This window comes from Brevundimonas sp. AAP58, assembly GCF_001295975.1.
Classification (GTDB): domain Bacteria; phylum Pseudomonadota; class Alphaproteobacteria; order Caulobacterales; family Caulobacteraceae; genus Brevundimonas.
The window spans coordinates 1-18,600 of record NZ_LJHU01000047.1; the positions used below are offsets into that span (position 1 = coordinate 1).

Sequence of the window (18,600 nt, forward strand, 5' to 3'; positions counted from 1 at the left end):
GGGGGGGGGCGTGTGTGGTGGGGGCCATCGCGACCCACTGTTCCCCCTAGAACCTAAAACCTCGAACCTTCCTACCTCCTCACGAACAACCCCCGCGTCAGGCACGAGAAGACCAGCCGGCCGCCTTCGTCCAGCAGATCGTGCTGGGCGATGATGATGCCCTTCTCGTCGCCGACCGGGTCCTTGCCCATCACCGTCATCCGCCCGCGCAGCAGCTCGCCCGCGGGCGGATTGCGCAGGAAGCGCAGGCCGTCGACGGCCAGCATCTTGGACTGGGCCCATTCGGCGGACTTGTCCGACGCCAGCCGGCTCCACAGGGCATAGGTCAGGGCGTCAGGCGCGCCGTAGGCGCTGTCCCACCCCGGCGCGAAATGCTCCACGAACAGCTGGACCGCCGCCTCGTCGACGGCGCAGGCGCCCAGGTTCAGCACCTGGCCGACCTCCAGATCCTCGAAATGGACGTGGAGCGGATCGCTCATCGGTTCAGCTCGCCGGTTCTTCGGACACCCGAACCAGCAGCTTGCCGTCATGGTCGCCCGTGAACAACCGGTTCAGCGAGCGGACCGCGCCCTCCAGGCCGTTGTCGACGTGAACCTTCCACTTGACCTGACCGCCCGCCAGCCACGGCCCGACCTCGGCCACGAATTCCTTCGCGCGCGGGCTGTAGTCCATGACCAGGAAGCCCTGCATGGTCATGCGGTGGGTGATCAGGCGGCTGAGGTCGGGGCTCGGCGGGCGCTTGGTGGCGTTATAGGCCGAGACCATGCCGCACACGGCCATGCGGGCATGGATGTTCAGCCGGTTCCACACGGCGATCATGATGTCGCCGCCGACGTTCTCGAAGTTCAGGTCGATCCCGTTCGGCGCATGACGGTCCAGCGCCTCGCCCACGTCCTCGTTCTTGTAGTCGATGGCCGCATCGAAGCCGAGCTCGCCCGTCAGCCAGGCGCACTTCTCGGGCCCGCCGGCGATGCCGATGACGCGCGCGCCCTTCTGCTTGGCGATCTGGCCGGCGATGGAGCCCACGGCGCCTGCGGCGGCCGACACCACCATGGTCTGGCCCGGCTGGGGCCGCAGCACGTCGGTCACGCCCGCCCAGGCGGTCAGGCCCGTCATGCCCAGCACCGACATGTTCGCCGTCAGCGGAAGGCCGGGGAAGCGATGCACCCGGCTGACGCCTGAATCCGGCACCACGCCGTAGTCGGCCCAGCCGCCCATGGCCGTGGTCACGATATCGCCGACCGCAAACCGTTCGGACCTGGACTGCTCGACCACGCCCAGCGTCAGCCCGCGCATGACGTCGCCCAGCCCCACCGGCGGCAGATAGCCCACCGCGTCGTTCATCCACGTCCGGTTCGTCGGATCGAGCGACAGATAGATGGTCCGCACCAGCACCTGACCGTCCGCCAGATCGGGCACCGGCGTCGAGACCAGCTCGAGATCGCTGTCCTGCACCAGGCCGTGCGGTCTCTGGCGCAGCACCCATTGGCGGTTCATCAGGCCCATCGGTCGTCTCCCGGTTGGTTTCTTATCGAGACGGGCATCATGCCGGGCTGGGCGGAGCGGCGAAAGCGGAAAACCGCCCCGCTCAGAAATCCACCGCCAGCCCCTTCTTCTCCCAGTCGCCGTATCGCGTCGGCTCCGGCCCGCGCGACCCGCCGTCCTCGGGCGGCAGAACGACGATGGCGGCGGCCACCCGGCGCGCCTCGGCCTCGGCCAGCGCCCGCTTGGCCGCCTCGCTCAGCACGCGCGGTTCGGGCGTTTCGGCCGCTTCGGAATTGGGATCATCGGTCACGGGGGCAGCCTCTTGAGCGTCAGGGGGTGCTGAACCACATAATCGCGACCATGAACCATCTGAAGACCTTTACCCTCATTGCCGCCCTGACGGCGCTCTTCGGCTTCATTGGCCTGCAACTCGGCGGGATGAACGGCATGCTGATCGCGCTCGTCTTCGCGGGCGGCATGAACCTGTTCAGCTACTGGAACGCCGACAAGATCGTGCTGCGCATGTACCGCGCCCAGATGGTGGACGAGACCCACCCGGACGCCCGCATCCGCACCTATGTCACCGACACGCTCGAAATGGCTCAGCGCGCGGGCATGCCCCGGCCGAAGATCGCCATCATCCCCAATGACCAGCCCAACGCCTTCGCCACGGGCCGAAATCCGCAGAACGCGGCGGTCTGCGCCACTACCGGCCTGCTCGACATGCTGACGCGGGAGGAGATCCGCGGCGTCATGGCCCACGAACTGGCCCATGTGAAGAACCGCGACACCCTGACCATGACGGTCACGGCGACGCTCGCCGGCGCCATCTCCGCTCTGGCCAACTTCGCCCTCTTCTTCGGCGGCGGCGACCGCGAGCGTCCGGGCGGCATCATCGGTACGCTCGCCCTGATGCTGCTCGCCCCCATGGCGGCGGGCCTGGTGCAGATGGCCATCAGCCGCGCCCGCGAGTACGAGGCCGACCGCGTCGGCGCCGAAATCGCCCAGGACCCCCAGGCGCTCGCCAGCGCGCTGCAGAAGATCGAGGCCTATTCGAAGCGGATCGTGAACCTGACCGCCGAGCGCAATCCGGCGTCGGGACAGCTCTTCATCATCAACCCTTTGGCGGGCCGAGGCGCCGACAACCTGTTCTCGACCCACCCCGCCACCGGCAACCGCGTCCGCGCCCTGATGGAGCTTGGGACGCGCATGGGGATGACTCCCCTCGCCGCCTCGACCTTCGTCCCGACGTCGGCCCCGACCACCTCCGTCCCTCTGACCGTCGAGGCGCCCCGCCCGCGCGGCCCCTGGGGCTGATCCCGCCGCAATCCGGCCCTTGCATCGCGGGGGTGTGCGCTTATTAAGCGCCACCCTTCCCCGACCGCCGTTCAAGGACGCCGCCCATGACCCAGCCGCCCGTAAAGAAGGTGGTCCTCGCCTATTCCGGCGGTCTGGACACCTCGATCATCCTCAAGTGGCTCCAGACCGAATACGGCGCGGAGGTCGTGACCTTCACCGCCGACCTGGGTCAGGGCGAGGAACTGGCACCCGCTCGCGAGAAGGCGCTGAAACTCGGCATCAAGCCCGAGAACATCTTCATCGACGACCTGCGCGAGGAGTTCGTGCGGGATTTCGTCTTCCCGATGTTCCGCGCCAACGCCCTGTACGAAGGCCAGTATCTGCTCGGCACCTCCATCGCGCGGCCCCTGATCGCCAAGCGTCAGATCGAGATCGCGCGCCAGGTCGGAGCCGACGCCGTCTGTCACGGCGCGACCGGCAAGGGCAACGATCAGGTCCGCTTCGAGCTGGGCTACTATGCGCTGGAGCCCGACATCCGGGTCATCGCCCCCTGGCGCGAGTGGGAGTTCCGCTCCCGCGAGGCCCTGCTGGACTTCGCCGAAAAGAACCAGATCCCCATCGCCAAGGACAAGCGCGGCGAGGCCCCCTTCAGCGTCGACGCCAACCTTCTGCACTCCTCGTCCGAGGGCAAGGTGCTGGAAGACCCCGCCGTCGAGGCGCCGGAGTTCGTCCACCAGCGCACCATTTCGCCTGAGGATGCGCCGGATCAGCCGACCGCCATCACCATCGCCTTCGAAAAGGGCGACGCCGTCGCCATCGACGGCGAGGCCCTGTCGCCCGCCGCGCTCCTGACCCGGCTGAACCAGCTCGGCCACGACAACGGGATCGGCCGCCTCGATCTGGTCGAGAACCGCTATGTCGGCATGAAGTCGCGCGGGGTCTATGAGACGCCGGGCGGCACAATCCTGCTGGCCGCGCATCGCGGCATCGAGTCCATCACCCTGGATCGCGGCGCCATGCACCTGAAGGACGAACTGGCCGTCCGCTATGCCCAGATGATCTACAACGGCTTCTGGTTCGCGCCTGAGCGCGAGATGCTCCAGGCCGCCATCGACCACAGCCAGCTGAAGGTGTCGGGCACCGTCAGGGTCAAGCTCTACAAGGGTAATGTCACCGTCATCGGCCGCGAGAGCCCCAACAGCCTGTACGACCAGGACCTCGTCACCTTCGAGGAAGGCGTCCAGGCCTATGACCACAACGACGCGGCCGGCTTCATCAAGCTGAACGCCCTGCGCCTGCGCGTCCTGGCCAAGCGCGACCGCCGGGGCTGATCCCCGCTTGGCTTGACCGGACCCTCCATGCGAGGGTCAGGGCCTGTCCAGCGGAGTTCCTTCCCATGCGTTCCATCCTCTTCGCCGCCGCCCTGATTGCGTCCACCCCGGCTCTGGCGCAGGAGACGGCTCCCCCGTCGCCGCCCGCCTCGGACACCGCCGCCGCCGAGGCCGCCATCGAGGCGCGGGCGGAAGCGTTCGAAGGCCGCATCCGTCAGATGGGCGAGGAGATGGGGGCCGCCATCACCGCCGCCGGCCCGGATCGCGCCAAGCGGACGGCTGATCTGGACGCCATCCAGGCGCGCTATCAGCCAGAGGCGGACGCCTTCGCCTCTGAACTGGAAGCCTTCGTCGGGCCCCAGCTCGCCGCCCTTCCCGCTGACCAGCAGGCAGGCGCGCGGACCGGCTTCGAGGCCGGCATGGCCCAGATTCGCGGCCTTCCTGCCATGGTCCGCGCCCAGGCCGAGCAGTCGGCGGACGCGCCATCCGAGCCGGGCGCGCCGCCTGCGGCTGAGTAGGGCGGGTTGCCTTACCGCGATTTCACTTGAGCGGAACGCCATTGGAGCGGAGCTTGCGCGCCAGACAAGGGAGCCCCGCCATGATCCGCGTCCTCAGCCTCGCCGCCGCGCTCGCGGTCTTGCCGCTCAACGCCGCCCTGGCGTCCGACCCCGAGACTGACGCCGAACGCGCCATCGAGGCCGCGTCCGAAGCCTTCGAAGCCCGCATGGAAGCCTTCGGCGAACGCGCCGAGGCCATCGCCGAGGACGAGAGCCTGTCAGAAGAACAGCGCGAGCAGCGCATCGGCGCTCTCTGGGCCGAATACGCTCCCGAAGTCAGCCGCTTCACCGCCGAGATCAGCCGCCATGCCGGGGCCATCGCCCAGCAGGCGCTCGCCGACATCGACGTCGAGGCCCTGGTCGCGGACGCCCTGAACGATCCCGAGGTTCAGGGTGCCATCCGGGCTGGGCAGGGCATGGCCACCAACGGGGCCTGGGCGTCGAATGACCCCGAGCACATGCAGACCTACGGCCTCGTCGCTCAATACGCGCTGGACCAAGCCGCCGAGGCCGTCACCGAGGCCGAAGCCGGCGTGGACGAAGCCACGCCGGAGTAAATTCTTTCCCACTGGGGGAGGGGGACCGCGAAGAGGTGGAGGGGGCCGACCCCAGACACCGTGGGCGCGGCGAGCCCCCTCCGTCACGGCGCGAAGGCGCGCCGCGCCACCTCCCCTAACGAAGGAGGATTTCCGTCAGCGCGGTGCCATCCGGATCGCGCCGTCCAGGCGGATGCACTCGCCGTTGATGTAGACGTTGCGCGCCAGCTCCAGGACCAGCGAGGCGTAATCCGCCGGTGTGCCCAGGCGGCTGGGGAAGGGGATTTGGGCCGCCAGCGCGTCCTGGATCTTCTGGTCCATGCCCGCCATCATCGGCGTCCACATGATGCCCGGCAGGATGGTGTTCACCCGCACGCCTTCCTGCGCCAGGTCCCGCGCGATCGGCAGGGTCATGGCGTAGACCCCGCCCTTGGACGCCGAATAGGCCGCCTGTCCGACCTGGCCGTCCTGCGCGGCCACCGACGCCGTGTTGACGATCAGGCCGCGCTCCCCGTCGTCCATGCGGTCCAGGGTGATCATCCCCGCCGCCGACTGGCTCAGGACCCGGAAAGTACCGAACAGATTGACCCGCACGGTCCGCTCGAACTGGGCCATGTCGTGGGCCTTGATCTCGCCGGTGTCCTTCTTGCGGCTGACCGTCTTCATGCCGGTGGCGATGCCGGCGCAGTTGACCACCAGCCGCTCCTGGCCGTTCGCGGACCGCGCCTTTTGGAAGCCCGCCGCCACCGAGGCGTCATCGGTCACATCGACGGCGCAGAACACCCCGCCGATCTCCCTGGCGATCGCCTCGCCCTTCTCGGCGTTCATGTCGAAGAGGGCGACCTTGACCCCTTGCGCCGCCAGAGCCCGCGCCGTGCCTTCGCCCAGCCCTGAGGCCCCACCCGTGATCACCGCAGAAATGCCGCTGTCGAGTTTCATGGCGTCCGTCCCTATGTTGTCAGTGAACTCGTGAAAGTCGCGGGGATTTAGCCGCCATGACTGCAAACGCAAACCCGACGTCGCCCGAGGACGCCATCGACCCCGACAAGGCGCTCCTGCCGGCCGTGCAGCGCGTCAACGAACAGCGCGTCCGGACCGCCTTCTGGCCCAAGATCGCCCGCGTCGCCGCCCGCGTGCCCTTCGCCGACCGGCTGATCAGCGTCTACTACGCCGCTCGCGACCCGGAGACGCCGCTGGCCGCCAAGGGCATCATGATGGGTGCTCTGGCCTATTTCGTCCTGCCGACCGACGCCATTCCCGATGTTCTGCTCGGCATCGGCTTCACCGACGACGCAGCGGTCATCACCGCCCTGCTGGCGACTTTGGGGGCTAATGTGAAGAAGCGACACCACGAGGCCGCCGAGCGGGCGCTGAAGCGGCTCTCCGGCGACTAACTCTCGACCGTCACGACGACCTTGCCCATGACCGACCGGTCCGACAGGGCCTGGATCGCCTCATGTGCCCGTTCCAGCGGGAAGGTGCGCGAGACGCGCGGCTTGATCTTCTTCTCGGACCACAGCCGCATCAGGTCGGCCATGTTGGCCTTGTGCCCCTCGGGATCGCGCGCCACGGCCGCCCCCCAGAATACGCCGACCACAGACACTGACTTCAGGAGCGTCAGGTTCAGCGGGAACGACGGAATGCCCGCCGGGAAGCCGATCACGAGATACCGCCCGTTCCAGTCCATGGCCCGAAGCGCGGGCTCGGCGTAGTCGCCGCCCACCCCGTCGAACACCACGTCGGGCCCATCCCGGCCCGAGGCCAGCTTCAGCTCGCCCGACAGTTCCTTCTGCGCCGCCTTGTCCATCGGCCCGGACGGATAGATCAGTCCGTTGTCGGCCCCCAGCTCCAGCGCGAACTGCACCTTGTCGGCGGTCGAGGCGGCGGCGATCACATGCGCCCCCATGGCCTTGCCCAGCTCCACGGCCGCGGCCCCCACGCCGCCGGCCGCGCCCAGCACCAGCAGGGCCTCGCCCGACTGCAGGTTCGCCCGGTCCTTCAGCGCATAGTAGGCGGTGCCATAGGTCAGGACGAGCGCCGCTGCCTCCTCGAACGGCATGCCGTCCGGGATCTTGATGACGCTGTCGGCCCGCACGGCGATGCGCTCGACCAGCCCGCCCCAGCCCGGCACGGCGATGACCCGGTCGCCCTTGAACAGGCCCTTCACGCCCTCGCCCACCGCCTCGATCACGCCCGCGACCTCGCCGCCGGGGGCGAAGGGGCGTTCGGGCCGGAACTGGTACTTGTCCTCGATGATCAGGGTGTCGGGGAAGTTGATGCCCACCGCCTTGACCTCGATCACCACCTCGCCGGCCTTGGGCGTCGGATCGAGGATGTCCTCCACCACAAGCGAGGACGGACCGCCGACGGTCTTGGACAGGACTGCGCGCATACTTTTTCTTCTCGCTTCGCTCGGCGGGCCTAACGCGCGTTCGCGCGACTTGAGGCCCGCTTGGCAGGTTGAACCACGATCGCGACTGACCGCCCCCGTGGCGCCCGCGTCGGAGTGACGCTAATCAGGCCCCGGCCCGCCGTCAAAGAGGCCGAACGCGCATTGCAGGAGAGACGTCCATGCCCGCCCCCGCCCTCATCCTGCACGGCGGCGCCGGAGCGCGCCGGTCCCGCGACTATTCCGCCGAGATCGCTCACATGCGCCACGTGGTCGAGGTCATGGCCGCCCGCCTGAACGACGGCCTGTCCGCGCTGGACGCCGTGGTCGAGGCAGTGGTGATGCTGGAGGAGAGCGGCCTCTACGTCGCCGGGCGCGGCGCGTCTCCCAACCTCGCGGGCGATTACGAACTGGACGCCAGCCTGATGGACGGCCCGAACCGCCGAGCCGGCGCCGTCGCCGCGCTCCAGGGGTTCAAGAGCCCCATCCGCGCCGCCCGCGCCGTCATGGACCAGACCCCCCATGTCCTGCTGGCTGGGTCCGGCGCCGCCCGCTTCGCCGCCGAACAGGGGCTTGAGCCCATCGACGACCCGGAAACCTGGTTCACCCGCGCCGGCCAGGGCGAGGACAACCATCCCCCCGGCTACGCCCCGGCGCTCGCGCACGGCACGGTCGGCTGCTGCGCCCTGGACGATCAGGGCCGTCTCGCGGCCGCCACCTCGACCGGAGGCGTCTTCGGCAAGCTGCCGGGCCGTGTCGGCGACACCCCCATCCCCGCCGCCGGGGTCTGGGCCGACGGCGACGTCGCCGTCTCCTCCACCGGCCAGGGCGAGTATTTCCTCCGCGTCGCCGCCGCCGCCCAGGTCTCCTGGCGAGTCCGCGCGGGCGCCTCCGTCACTCAGGCGGCCCAGGCCGTGATCGAAGAGATCGGCGCCTTGGGCGGCGACGGCGGCTTGATCGCGCTGGACCGCCACGGCCGCCACGCCGATCCCTTCAACAGCCAGGGCATGAAGCGCGCCTGGCTATCCCCGGACGGCGCGGTTGGGGTGGAGGTGTTTGGGCGTTAGTCTGCGCTCAGGCAAAGGTGCTCCGCGAGCCGACCGGTAGCGCCCAAAGCTGCCCTCAATCCTCATCCATCTTCAGCGCGGCGATGAAGGCCTCCTGCGGGATCTCCACCTTGCCGAACTGGCGCATGCGCTTCTTGCCGGCCTTCTGCTTTTCCAAGAGCTTCTTCTTCCGCGTCGCGTCGCCGCCGTAGCACTTGCTCGTCACGTCCTTTCGCAGCGCGCGCACGGTCTCGCGGGCGATGATCTTGCCGCCGATGGCGGCCTGGATCGGAATGACGAACATGTGGGGCGGGATCAGCTCCTTCATCTTCTCGACCATGCCCCGGCCGCGCGTCTCGGCCCGGGCGCGATGGACCAGCATGGACAGGGCGTCGACCGGCTCGGCGTTGACGAGGATGCTCATCTTGACCAGGTCGCCGGGCTTGTAGTCGGTCAGCTCGTAGTCGAAGGAGGCATAGCCCTTCGAGATCGACTTCAGCCGGTCGTAGAAGTCGAACACGACCTCGTTCAGCGGCAGCTCATAGACCACCAGCGCCCGGGCGCCGACGTAGGACAGCTCCAGCTGGGTGCCGCGCCGGTCCTGGCACAGCTTGATGACCCCGCCCAGGTATTCGTCGGGCGTCAGGATGGTGGCCTTGATCCACGGCTCGCTGATGGTCTCGATCTGCATCACATCGGGCAGGTCGGCCGGGTTGTGCAGGTCGATCTCGGTGCCGTCGCGCTTGGTGATCTTGTAGACGACCGAGGGTGCCGTCGCGATCAGGTCAAGGTTGAACTCGCGGCTCAGGCGCTCCTGGATGATCTCCAGATGCAGCAGGCCCAGGAAGCCGCAGCGGAAGCCGAAGCCGAGTGCGGCCGAGCTCTCCATCTCATAGGTGAAGGAGGCGTCGTTCAGGCGCAGCTTGCCGATGGCGGCGCGCAGGTCCTCGAAGTCGGCGGCGTCGACCGGGAACAGGCCACAGAAGACCACCGACTGGACCTCCTTGAAGCCCTTCAGCGGTTCGGCGGTGGGGCGTTTCTCGTCGGTGATGGTGTCGCCGACGGCGGCGTTGGCGACTTCCTTGATCTGGGCGGTGATGAAGCCGACCTCGCCGGGGCCGAGGCTTTCGACCGGGGTGTTCTTGGGCAGGAAGACGCCGACGCGGTCGACCAGATGGGTCGAGCCGGCCTGCATCATCTTGACCCTCTGCCCGGCCTTCAGCACGCCGTCAAAGACGCGCACCAGCAGCACGACGCCCAGATACGGATCGTACCAGGCGTCGACCAGCATGGCCTTGAGCGGCGCGTCGGGATCGCCCTTGGGCGCCGGCAGCCGGGTGACGATGGCCTCCAGCACGTCCTCGATGCCGATGCCGGATTTGGCGCTGCACAGGACGGCGTCCGACGCATCCAGCCCGATGACGTCCTCGATCTGCTGGCGCACCCGGTCGGGCTCGGCGGCGGGCAGATCGATCTTGTTCAGGACCGGCACGATCTCGTGGTTGTTGTCGATGGCCTGATAGACATTGGCCAGGGTCTGGGCCTCGACGCCCTGACTGGCGTCCACCACCAGCAGCGACCCCTCGCACGCCGCCAGACTGCGCGAGACCTCATAGGCGAAGTCCACATGCCCCGGCGTGTCCATCAGGTTCAGCACATAGTCGTGCCCGTCCCTGGCCTTGTAGTGCAGGCGCACCGTCTGCGCCTTGATGGTGATCCCCCGCTCCTTCTCGATCTCCATATTATCAAGGACTTGCGCCGACATCTCGCGCGCGCTCAGCCCTCCGGTGACCTGAATCAGCCGGTCGGACAGGGTCGATTTGCCATGGTCGATGTGGGCCACGACCGAGAAATTGCGGATGCGTTCGATAGGGGGCGTCGTCATTGTGCGGCGCGGTTAGCATGGCCGAACGCCGCGCGCCAACGCGGCCGGACGCCCCAAGGCCAGGACGACAAAAGCGTTGCCATTACGTCTGTGTAATGCGGCCTGACGGCGTTTGAGCAGAGGCCCGGAACGCGCTATGGAACCCCGCCGGTCAACCGGTGATGACTTGCGGCGCTCCCCTTCGCCGCGAACAGCGACAGGAATATCCGTGGCCTCCACGACATCGACCCGCCCGGCATCGCGCATGCTGGGCCTCCGTGCGCCTGTGCTGGTGGCCCTGATCGTAACATCCTTCGGCCTCACCGCCTGTGGCGGTTCCGTCGACAAGACCGAGGGCGAAGCCGAGGTGGTCGGACAGGCCGTAAGCATCCAGACCGTCACCCTGACCAATCTGCCGCGCATCATCACGGCATCGGGCAGCGTGACCCCCTGGGAAGAGGTACCGGTGGGTGCCGAGACCGGAGGCCTCGTAGCCACGGCCGTCTACGTCGACGAGGGCTCATACGTCCGGCAGGGCCAGCCCCTGGTCCAGCTAAATGACACGCTTCTGCGGGCCCAGCTGCGCCAACAACAGGCCCAGGTCCAGACCGCCGAGGCCAATCTGGCGCGCGACGACGCGGCGCTGGCACGGTCTCAGGAACTGAAGGAACGCGGCTTCCTCTCGCAGGCCTCACTGGACACCGCGCTAGCCAACCAGCGAGCCTCGGCTGCCAATCTCGCGGCGGCGCGCGCGGCGCTTGCCGAAACCCAGACGCGGGTCGATCAGGCGACCATCCGAGCCCCTGTTTCGGGCCTGATTTCGAGCCGCAGCGTGACGCGCGGCCAGATCGTTCAGGCGGGATCGGAGCTGTTCCGCATGGTGCGCGACGGTCGGCTTGAGCTGGACGCCCAGATTCCCGAGGCCGAGCTACGGCTGGTTCGACCGGGCATGGGCGCGACCATCGTTTCCGACCAGGCCGGTCAGGCCGGTGGCACGGTGCGGATCGTGACGCCCCAGGTCGATCCCCAGACCCGGCTGGGCGTGGCTCGCATCGCGCTGGCCGGCGGCTCCAACCTGCGGCCCGGGATGTTCGCGCGCGCCCAGATCGACGCGGGCAGCCAGCCCTCGCTGACGGTGCCCTCAGCGGCCGTCGTGTTCCGCGAGAACCGGCCGGGCGTCTATGTGCTGGGCGAGAACTCGACCGTCCGCTTCCAGCCCATCACCGAAGCGGGTCGCGCCGAGGGGGCCGTCGCGGTTTCGGCGGGCCTGCAGGCCGGCCAGCGGGTGGTGGTCGAGGGGGCTGGCTTCCTCGGCGAGGGTGATCAGGTCCGCGTGGTCCAACCGACCGCCCCGACGCGTCCCGTGGCCCCGCCATCCGCTCCCGCCGCGTCATCGGCGAACTGAGCCATGAACTTCAACAACATTTCCTCCTGGTCGATCCGGAACCCGATTCCGGTCGTGCTCCTGTTCATCGTGCTGACGGTCGCCGGGATCGTCAGCTACGGCCGCCTGCCCATCAACAACTTCCCCAATGTCGATCTTCCGGTGGTGTCGGTCACGGTCGTCCAGTCGGGCGCCGCGCCCACCGAGCTGGAAACCCAGGTCACCCGCCTGATCGAGGACGCGGTCGCGGGTCTGGGCGAGGTCGATGATATTAACTCGGTCGTCAACGACTCGGTCTCGACCACCTCGATCACCTTCAATCTGGGCGTCGATCTGGAGAAGGCGACGAACGACGTCAGAAACGCCGTCGCGGGCGTGCGTCAGGATCTGCCGGCCGACGTGCAGGAGCCGATCGTCCAGCGCATCGAGTTCAGCCGGATTCCCATCGTCACCTACGTCGTGCGGGCACCGGGGATGAACCCCGAAGAGCTGAGCTGGTTCGTCGACAACACCATCGCCAAACGCATGCTGTCGATCCAGGGCGTCAGCCAGGTCAGCCGGGACGGCGGCGTCAACCGCGAGATCCGCGTCAAGCTGGATCCCGTCAAGCTGGCCGCCCAGGGCGTCAGCGCGGCAGCCGTGTCTAACCAGCTGCGCGCCGCCAACATCAACCTGCCGGGCGGGCGCGGCGAGATCGGCGGCAACGAACAGGCCATCCGTACGCTCGGCTCGGCCCCCTCGGTCGAGGCCCTGGCTGAGACCCTGATTCCCGTCGCCGGACGCACGGTGCGGCTGGGTGACCTTGGAGAGGTCACCGACGAATGGTCCGAGCCCCGTGGCCGCGCCCGCTTCAATGGGGAGGAGGTCGTGGCCTTCTCTATCAGCCGCTCGCAAGGGTCGTCGGAGCTCGACGTCTATGAGCGCACCAAGGAAGAGGTCGAAAAGCTCGACGCGGAGCTGCCCGGTGTCGCCATCGAGGAGGTGACCAACACCACCCAGGACGTGATCAACAACTTCCACGCCTCGGTCGAGGCTCTGCTGCTGGGCGCGGGCTTGGCGGTGCTGGTGGTGCTGGTGTTCCTGAGAGACTGGCGCGCGACCTTCATCGCGGCGGTGGCCATGCCCCTGTCGCTGATCCCGACCTTCCTGGTCATGGATCTGACGGGCCAGTCGCTGAACGTCGTGACTCTTCTGGCGCTATCCCTGACCATCGGCATTCTGGTCGACGACGCCATCGTCGAGATCGAGAACATCGTCCGGCACATTCGCGACGGAAAGGCCCCCTATCCCGCCGCCATCGAGGCCGCAGACGAGATCGGTCTGGCGGTCATCGCCACGACCGCGACCCTGATCGCCGTGTTCGCGCCGACGGGCTTCATGCCGGGGGTGGTCGGACAGTTCTTCAAGAGCTTCGCCATCGCGGCTTGCGTCAGCGTCTTCTTCTCGCTGGTTGTGGCGCGCACGCTCACGCCCCTGATGGGCGCCTATATGCTCAAGGCCGACCAGGGCAAGGAGCATGCGGACCCTGCCTGGATGCGATGGTATCTGGTCGCGCTCCGCTGGGGCATGGGCCATTCCGGCTCGGACCGACTGAAGGCAGATCGTGAGCGCAAGACGGGCGGCTTTTGGCGGCGGCACGCGCTTTGGCGAATTCTGGATCACCGCATGTGGGTCATGGGATTTGGCCTGTTGTTTTTTGCCGGATCCTTGCTCCTCGCCCGACAACTGCCGTTTGAGTTCATTCCCGTTGAGGATCTGTCGCGCTCCAACATCACCGTTCAGCTGCCGCCCGGCGCGACCCTGACCGAGACCGATGCGGCGGTGCGACGTGTGACAGAGGCGCTGACAGCCCGCGAGGAAGTCCGCTCGGTCTATGCGTCCATCGGATCGGCAACGACCAGCTTCGGCCCCGGCGGAGGGTCATCGGCAGGCGAGGTCCGCCGCGCTGCGATCACGGTCAATCTGGTCAAGAAAAGCGAGCGCGACATTCGCCAGCAGGCCTTTGAGCAGCAGATGGGACCCATACTGCGTCAGATTCCCGGTGCCCGGGTCCAGTTCGGTCAAGAAGGCGGCGGAGGTGGCCAGGTGTCCATCTCCCTCGTGGGCGACGACGGCGAGACGCTGGAAGACGCGGCAGCGGCGGTCGAGCGAGAGATGCGCAGCGTGCCGGGCCTGTCCAACGTCATCTCGACGGCGGCGCTGGTCCGCCCCGAGATCCTGATCACACCCAAGCCGGACATCGGAGCGCTACAAGGCGTGTCGGCCTCCGACATCTCGTCGGTGGCGCGCGTGGCGACGCTGGGCGACGCCGACCAGCTGCTGCCCAAGTTCAACCTGGGCGACCGCCAAGTGCCGATCCGGGTCATGCTGACTGAGCAATCGCGAAGCGACCTCGGGCTGATCGAGAACCTGCAAGTGCCGACGGCATCCGGAGCCACGGTGCCGTTGACGTCAGTCGCCGATATCAGCTTCGGCGCAGGGCCGAACCAGCTGGACCGGCTGGACCGTCGGCGCGTCGCCACCCTGACGGCCGAGCTGAACGGCATCACACTCGGCCAGGCCTCAGAGCGAGTGGATGCGCTGTCGGCGATGCAGAACCTTCCGGCCGGCGTCAGCCAGGCGGTCTCGGGCGAGTTGGAGAACCTTCAGGAGACCGCGTCGGGTTTCCTGTTCGCCATCACGACCGGCATCCTGCTGATGTACATCGTGCTGGTCCTTCTGTTCAAAAGCTTCTTCCACCCGATCACCATTCTGGCGGCGCTTCCGGTGTCGTTTGGCGGGGCCTTTTTCCTGCTGCTGGTGACGGGCAAGGCCCTGTCGATGCCCGCCCTGATCGGCATCATCATGCTGACCGGGATCGCGGCGAAGAACTCCATCCTGCTGGTCGACTACGCCATCATCGCCATGGAGCGAGGCATGAACAAATACGACGCCATCATGGATGCCGCCCACAAGCGGGCCCGACCGATCATCATGACGACGCTCGCCATGGGCCTCGGCATGCTGCCCATCGCCATGGCGTTCGGTGAGGGTACGGAGTTCCGCTCGCCCATGGCGATCGCCGTGATCGGCGGTCTGATCACCTCGACCCTGCTGTCGCTGCTCTTCATCCCGGCCGCCTTCAGCCTGATCGACGGGGTCAAGACGCGGCTTGAACGGGTTCTGGCGCGAGCTTTCGGACAGCAACTCGGCGAGGCCAAAGCGGCGGAGTGAGAAATCCGCGCAATTTCTCGAACTTCGCCCCCATTCGGTCATGACCCATAAGGAAACAGGGCCTATATGAGCCTCGTCGGCCTCACGCGGATGTGACCGCGACTGAACCCCGAGGCCGATTGTCGGGACGACGAGAAAAATGGCGGACGATGCCGGTCGGCTGAACCAGGTCTTTGCCGAGACCAGCTTCCTGTATGGCTCCAACGCCACCTACATTGAAGAGATGCACGAGCGCTGGGCGACCGATCCGTCGAGCGTGCCCGCCGAGTGGCGCGGCTTCTTCGACCAGCTGAGAGACTCGGCCGAGGCGGTGAAGGCGTCGTCCAGCGCCGCCGGCTGGGGTCGCGCTGCGACGACCGAGCCGTCCGAAACCACCGCCGTGTTCGACGGCCGCTGGCCCGCTCCGAAGGTTGACCCCAAGGCCAAGGCGCCCAGCGCGGCTCCGGTTCAGTCGGCTCCCGCGTCCGCCGGCGTGTCGGCGCAGGAAGTCCGCGCCGCCGCCCACGACTCCATCCGCGCCTTGATGCTGATCCGCAGCTATCGCGTGCGGGGCCATCTGGCGGCGACGCTGGACCCGCTCGGCATCGAACAGCCGGGCTCCAATCCCGAGCTGACGCCGGAGTTCTACGGCTTCACCGAGGCCGACATGGACCGGCCGATCTATCTGGACGGGGTTCTGGGCCTTCAGACCGGGACGCTGCGCGAGGTGCTGGCGATCCTGAAGCGCACCTACTGCGGCAACATCGGCATCCAGTTCATGCACATCGCCGAGCCGGAGGAGAAATCCTGGCTCCAGCAGCGGTTCGAGGGTCCGGACGCCTTCGAGAAGAACGGCTTCACCAAGGAAGGCAAGATCGCCATCCTGAACAAGCTGATCGAGGCCGAGGGCTTCGAACGCTTCCTGCACAAGCGCTTCCCCGGCACCAAGCGGTTCGGCCTGGACGGCGCCGAGGCCATGGTTCCGGCCATGGAGCAGATCATCAAGCGCGGCGGGGCGCTGGGCGTCGACGAGATGGTGTTCGGCATGGCCCACCGCGGCCGCCTGAACATGCTCGCCGCCGTCATGGGAAAGCCCTACAAGGCCATCTTCCACGAGTTCCAGGGCGGCTCGACCGTGCCGTCGGACATTGAGGGCTCTGGCGACGTCAAGTATCACATGGGTGCCAGCTCGGACCGGGCGTTTGACGGCAACAACGTCCACCTGTCGCTGACCGCCAACCCGTCGCACCTGGAAATCGTCAACCCGGTCGTGCTGGGCAAGGCGCGCGCCAAGCAGGCCTTCGACATCCGCGAGGCCAACGCGGGCCTGCCCGAGGCGCAGTGGGCGCTGGACCGCTCCAAGGTCATGCCCGTCCTGATCCACGGCGACGCGGCCTTCGCCGGTCAGGGCGTGGTGGCCGAATGCTTCGCCCTGATGGGACTGAAGGGCTATCGCACCGGCGGCACCATGCATTTCGTGGTGAACAACCAGATCGGCTTCACCACCTCGCCGCGCAACAGCCGCTCGACCCCCTATCCGTCCGACGTCGCCCTGATGGTCCAGGCACCGATCTTCCATGTGAACGGCGACGACCCGGAAGCGGTCGTTTTCGCCGCCAAGGTGGCGACCGAGTTCCGCCAGCTTTTCAAGAAGGACGTGGTGGTGGACATGTTCTGCTACCGCCGCTTCGGTCACAACGAAGGCGACGACCCGACCTTCACCCAGCCGATCATGTACTCGAAGATCCGCTCACTGCCGTCGACGCGGGAGATCTACGCCAGGCGCCTGGTCGAGGAAGGCGTGGTGACGCAGGCCGATGTGGACGCCGAGGTCGCCCGCTTCGAAGCCTTCCTCGACGAGCAGTTCGAAGCCGGCAAGAGCTTCAAGGCCGACAAGGCCGACTGGCTGGACGGCCAGTGGAAGGGCGTAGGCCTGCCCGACGGCGACGAGCGCCGGGGCGATACCGCCGTGGCCGAGGCCAAGCTGCGCGACCTGGGCCACCGCCTGACGACCATCCCGAACAGCGTCGACATCCACAAGACGCTGAAGCGGGTCATCGAAGGCCGCCGCGAGATGATCGACAGCGGCCAGAACATCGACTGGGCCACCGCCGAGAGCCTGGCCTTCGCCTCCCTACTGACCGAGGGCTTCCCGGTCCGGCTGTCGGGGCAGGATTCGGTGCGCGGCACCTTCTCGCAGCGCCACTCGGGCATCGTCGATCAGACGACCGAGGAACGCTACGTCCCGCTGAACAACCTCGGCGGCGACCAGCAGCACTTCGAGGTGATTGACTCGGCCCTGTCGGAAGAGGCGGTGCTGGGCTTCGAATACGGCTACGCCCTGTCGGACCCCAACACCCTGGTCATGTGGGAAGCCCAGTTCGGCGACTTCGTGAACGGGGCCCAGGTCGTCATCGACCAGTTCATCTCGTCCGGCGAACGCAAGTGGCTGCGCATGTGCGGCCTGGTGATGCTTCTGCCGCATGGTTACGAGGGCCAAGGCCCCGAGCACTCCTCCGCGCGGCTTGAGCGGTTCCTGCAGCAGTGCGCCGAAGACAATATGCAGGTCGCCAACTGCACGACCCCGGCCAACTACTTCCACATCCTGCGCCGCCAGATGCACCGGCCGTTCAGGAAGCCCCTGGTGCTGATGACGCCGAAGTCGCTGCTCCGGCACAAGAAGGCGGTCTCGACCCTGAAGGACATGGCGGAGGGTTCGTCCTTCCACCGCGTGCTGCACGACGACGCCCAGACGCGCCCGGAGGTCTCGGGCATTTCGATCAAGGCGGACAAGGACATCCGCCGCGTGATCCTGTGCTCGGGCAAGGTCTATTACGACCTGCTGGACGCGCGCGAGAAGAAGGCGGTCGACGACGTCTATATCCTGCGGCTGGAGCAGTTCTATCCGTGGCCGATGAAGTCGCTGCTGACCGAGCTGGCCCGCTTCCCCAACGCCGAGCTGGTCTGGTGCCAGGAAGAGCCCAAGAACATGGGCGGCTGGACCTTTGTCGATCCCTGGCTGGAGCTGACGCTCGAGAAGCTGGACGTGAAGTCCAAGCGCGCCCGCTACGTCGGCCGCCCGGCCTCGGCCTCGACCGCCGCCGGCTTGATGAGCCGCCACCTCAAGGAACTGGAAGCCTTCACGACCGAGGCTTTCGCCTGACTGTCGGGCGGGATGTCTCCCGCCTGACGCCAAACCTGACTATATGACCGCCTGACCTGAACGACCGGAACTCCCCCATGGCCGACATCCTGACCCCCACGCTCGGAGAATCCGTCTCCGAGGCGACCATCGCCAAGTGGTCCAAGAAAGTCGGCGATCCCGTCAGGAAGGACGAGATCCTGGTCGAACTGGAGACCGACAAGGTCTCGCTGGAAGTCGTGTCCCCCGCCGACGGCTCCCTGGCCGAAATCAAGTTCGGCGAAGGCGACACCGTGACGCCGGGCGCCGTGCTGGGCTCGGTGACCGAAGGCGCGGTCGCCGCCGCGCCTGCGCCCGCCGCCGCCGCTCCGGCCG

16 protein-coding genes are annotated in these 18,600 nt (G+C 67.6%); 10 read left to right on the plus strand and 6 right to left on the minus strand.

Annotation, left to right across the window (positions count from 1 at the left end; translation table 11 throughout):
- Positions 1–71: 71 nt before the first annotated feature.
- The 3 genes from IP78_RS06840 to IP78_RS06850 all read right to left on the minus strand — a co-directional run bounded on the left by IP78_RS06840 (position 72) and on the right by IP78_RS06850 (position 1,795).
- On the minus strand, positions 72–479 hold the full coding sequence (locus tag IP78_RS06840) for an acyl dehydratase (protein ID WP_054110953.1): 408 nt from the start codon (positions 477–479) through the stop codon (positions 72–74).
- 4 nt (positions 480–483) lie between these two features.
- Positions 484–1,506, minus strand: a complete 1,023-nt coding sequence (locus IP78_RS06845) for an NADP-dependent oxidoreductase (RefSeq protein ID WP_054110954.1) — start codon at positions 1,504–1,506, stop codon at positions 484–486.
- A gap of 82 nt (positions 1,507–1,588) precedes the next feature.
- Complete coding sequence (locus IP78_RS06850) at positions 1,589–1,795, minus strand: DUF1674 domain-containing protein (RefSeq protein ID WP_054110955.1); 207 nt, start codon at positions 1,793–1,795, stop codon at positions 1,589–1,591.
- Between the two features lie 50 nt (positions 1,796–1,845).
- On the opposite strand from IP78_RS06850, the gene htpX reads away from it, so the two are divergent.
- The 4 genes from htpX (at position 1,846) to IP78_RS06870 (ending at position 5,229) form a co-directional block, all read left to right on the plus strand.
- The gene (gene htpX / locus IP78_RS06855) at positions 1,846–2,802 is read left to right on the plus strand and encodes a zinc metalloprotease HtpX (protein ID WP_054110967.1); all 957 of its coding nucleotides are present in this window, start codon (positions 1,846–1,848) and stop codon (positions 2,800–2,802) included.
- An 86-nt stretch (positions 2,803–2,888) separates the two neighbouring features.
- Positions 2,889–4,115, plus strand: a complete 1,227-nt coding sequence (locus tag IP78_RS06860; RefSeq protein WP_054110956.1) for an argininosuccinate synthase — start codon at positions 2,889–2,891, stop codon at positions 4,113–4,115.
- Positions 4,116–4,180: 65 nt separating this feature from the next.
- The gene (locus tag IP78_RS06865; protein ID WP_054110957.1) at positions 4,181–4,633 is read left to right on the plus strand and encodes a hypothetical protein; all 453 of its coding nucleotides are present in this window, start codon (positions 4,181–4,183) and stop codon (positions 4,631–4,633) included.
- Positions 4,634–4,713: 80 nt separating this feature from the next.
- Positions 4,714–5,229, plus strand: a complete 516-nt coding sequence (locus tag IP78_RS06870; protein ID WP_054110958.1) for a hypothetical protein — start codon at positions 4,714–4,716, stop codon at positions 5,227–5,229.
- Between the two features lie 135 nt (positions 5,230–5,364).
- On the opposite strand, the gene IP78_RS06875 is transcribed toward IP78_RS06870, so the two are convergent.
- Positions 5,365–6,147, minus strand: coding sequence for an SDR family NAD(P)-dependent oxidoreductase (locus IP78_RS06875; protein ID WP_054110959.1), 783 nt, complete (start codon positions 6,145–6,147; stop codon positions 5,365–5,367).
- A gap of 56 nt (positions 6,148–6,203) precedes the next feature.
- Here IP78_RS06875 and IP78_RS06880 point away from each other — a divergent pair, with 56 nt between their 5' ends.
- The gene (locus tag IP78_RS06880) at positions 6,204–6,602 is read left to right on the plus strand and encodes a YkvA family protein (protein WP_054110960.1); all 399 of its coding nucleotides are present in this window, start codon (positions 6,204–6,206) and stop codon (positions 6,600–6,602) included.
- Here the strand turns inward: IP78_RS06880 and IP78_RS06885 are convergent.
- Positions 6,599–7,600, minus strand: coding sequence for an NADPH:quinone oxidoreductase family protein (locus tag IP78_RS06885; protein WP_054110961.1), 1,002 nt, complete (start codon positions 7,598–7,600; stop codon positions 6,599–6,601). The two genes, IP78_RS06880 and IP78_RS06885, sit on opposite strands and share 4 nt — an antisense overlap.
- A gap of 179 nt (positions 7,601–7,779) precedes the next feature.
- Here IP78_RS06885 and IP78_RS06890 point away from each other — a divergent pair, with 179 nt between their 5' ends.
- Positions 7,780–8,664 carry an isoaspartyl peptidase/L-asparaginase family protein gene (locus IP78_RS06890; RefSeq protein WP_054110962.1) on the plus strand — a complete coding sequence of 295 codons (885 nt, stop codon included), beginning with the start codon at positions 7,780–7,782 and terminating at the stop codon, positions 8,662–8,664.
- A 55-nt stretch (positions 8,665–8,719) separates the two neighbouring features.
- Here IP78_RS06890 and lepA read toward each other — a convergent pair whose 3' ends face one another.
- Positions 8,720–10,528, minus strand: coding sequence for a translation elongation factor 4 (gene lepA, locus IP78_RS06895; RefSeq protein WP_054110963.1), 1,809 nt, complete (start codon positions 10,526–10,528; stop codon positions 8,720–8,722).
- 208 nt (positions 10,529–10,736) lie between these two features.
- Between lepA and IP78_RS06900 the strand changes: the two genes are divergently transcribed.
- The 4 genes from IP78_RS06900 to IP78_RS06915 all read left to right on the plus strand — a co-directional run.
- Positions 10,737–11,912, plus strand: a complete 1,176-nt coding sequence (locus IP78_RS06900; protein WP_231680947.1) for an efflux RND transporter periplasmic adaptor subunit — start codon at positions 10,737–10,739, stop codon at positions 11,910–11,912.
- Positions 11,913–11,915: 3 nt separating this feature from the next.
- Positions 11,916–15,104 (plus strand): efflux RND transporter permease subunit, encoded by a 3,189-nt coding sequence (locus IP78_RS06905; protein ID WP_054110965.1) that lies wholly within the window; start codon positions 11,916–11,918, stop codon positions 15,102–15,104.
- 139 nt (positions 15,105–15,243) lie between these two features.
- On the plus strand, positions 15,244–18,246 hold the full coding sequence (locus tag IP78_RS06910; RefSeq protein ID WP_054110966.1) for a 2-oxoglutarate dehydrogenase E1 component: 3,003 nt from the start codon (positions 15,244–15,246) through the stop codon (positions 18,244–18,246).
- 77 nt (positions 18,247–18,323) lie between these two features.
- Positions 18,324–18,600, plus strand: a 277-nt coding sequence (locus tag IP78_RS06915; protein WP_304438536.1) for a biotin/lipoyl-containing protein, incomplete at its 3' end; no start/stop codon positions are given.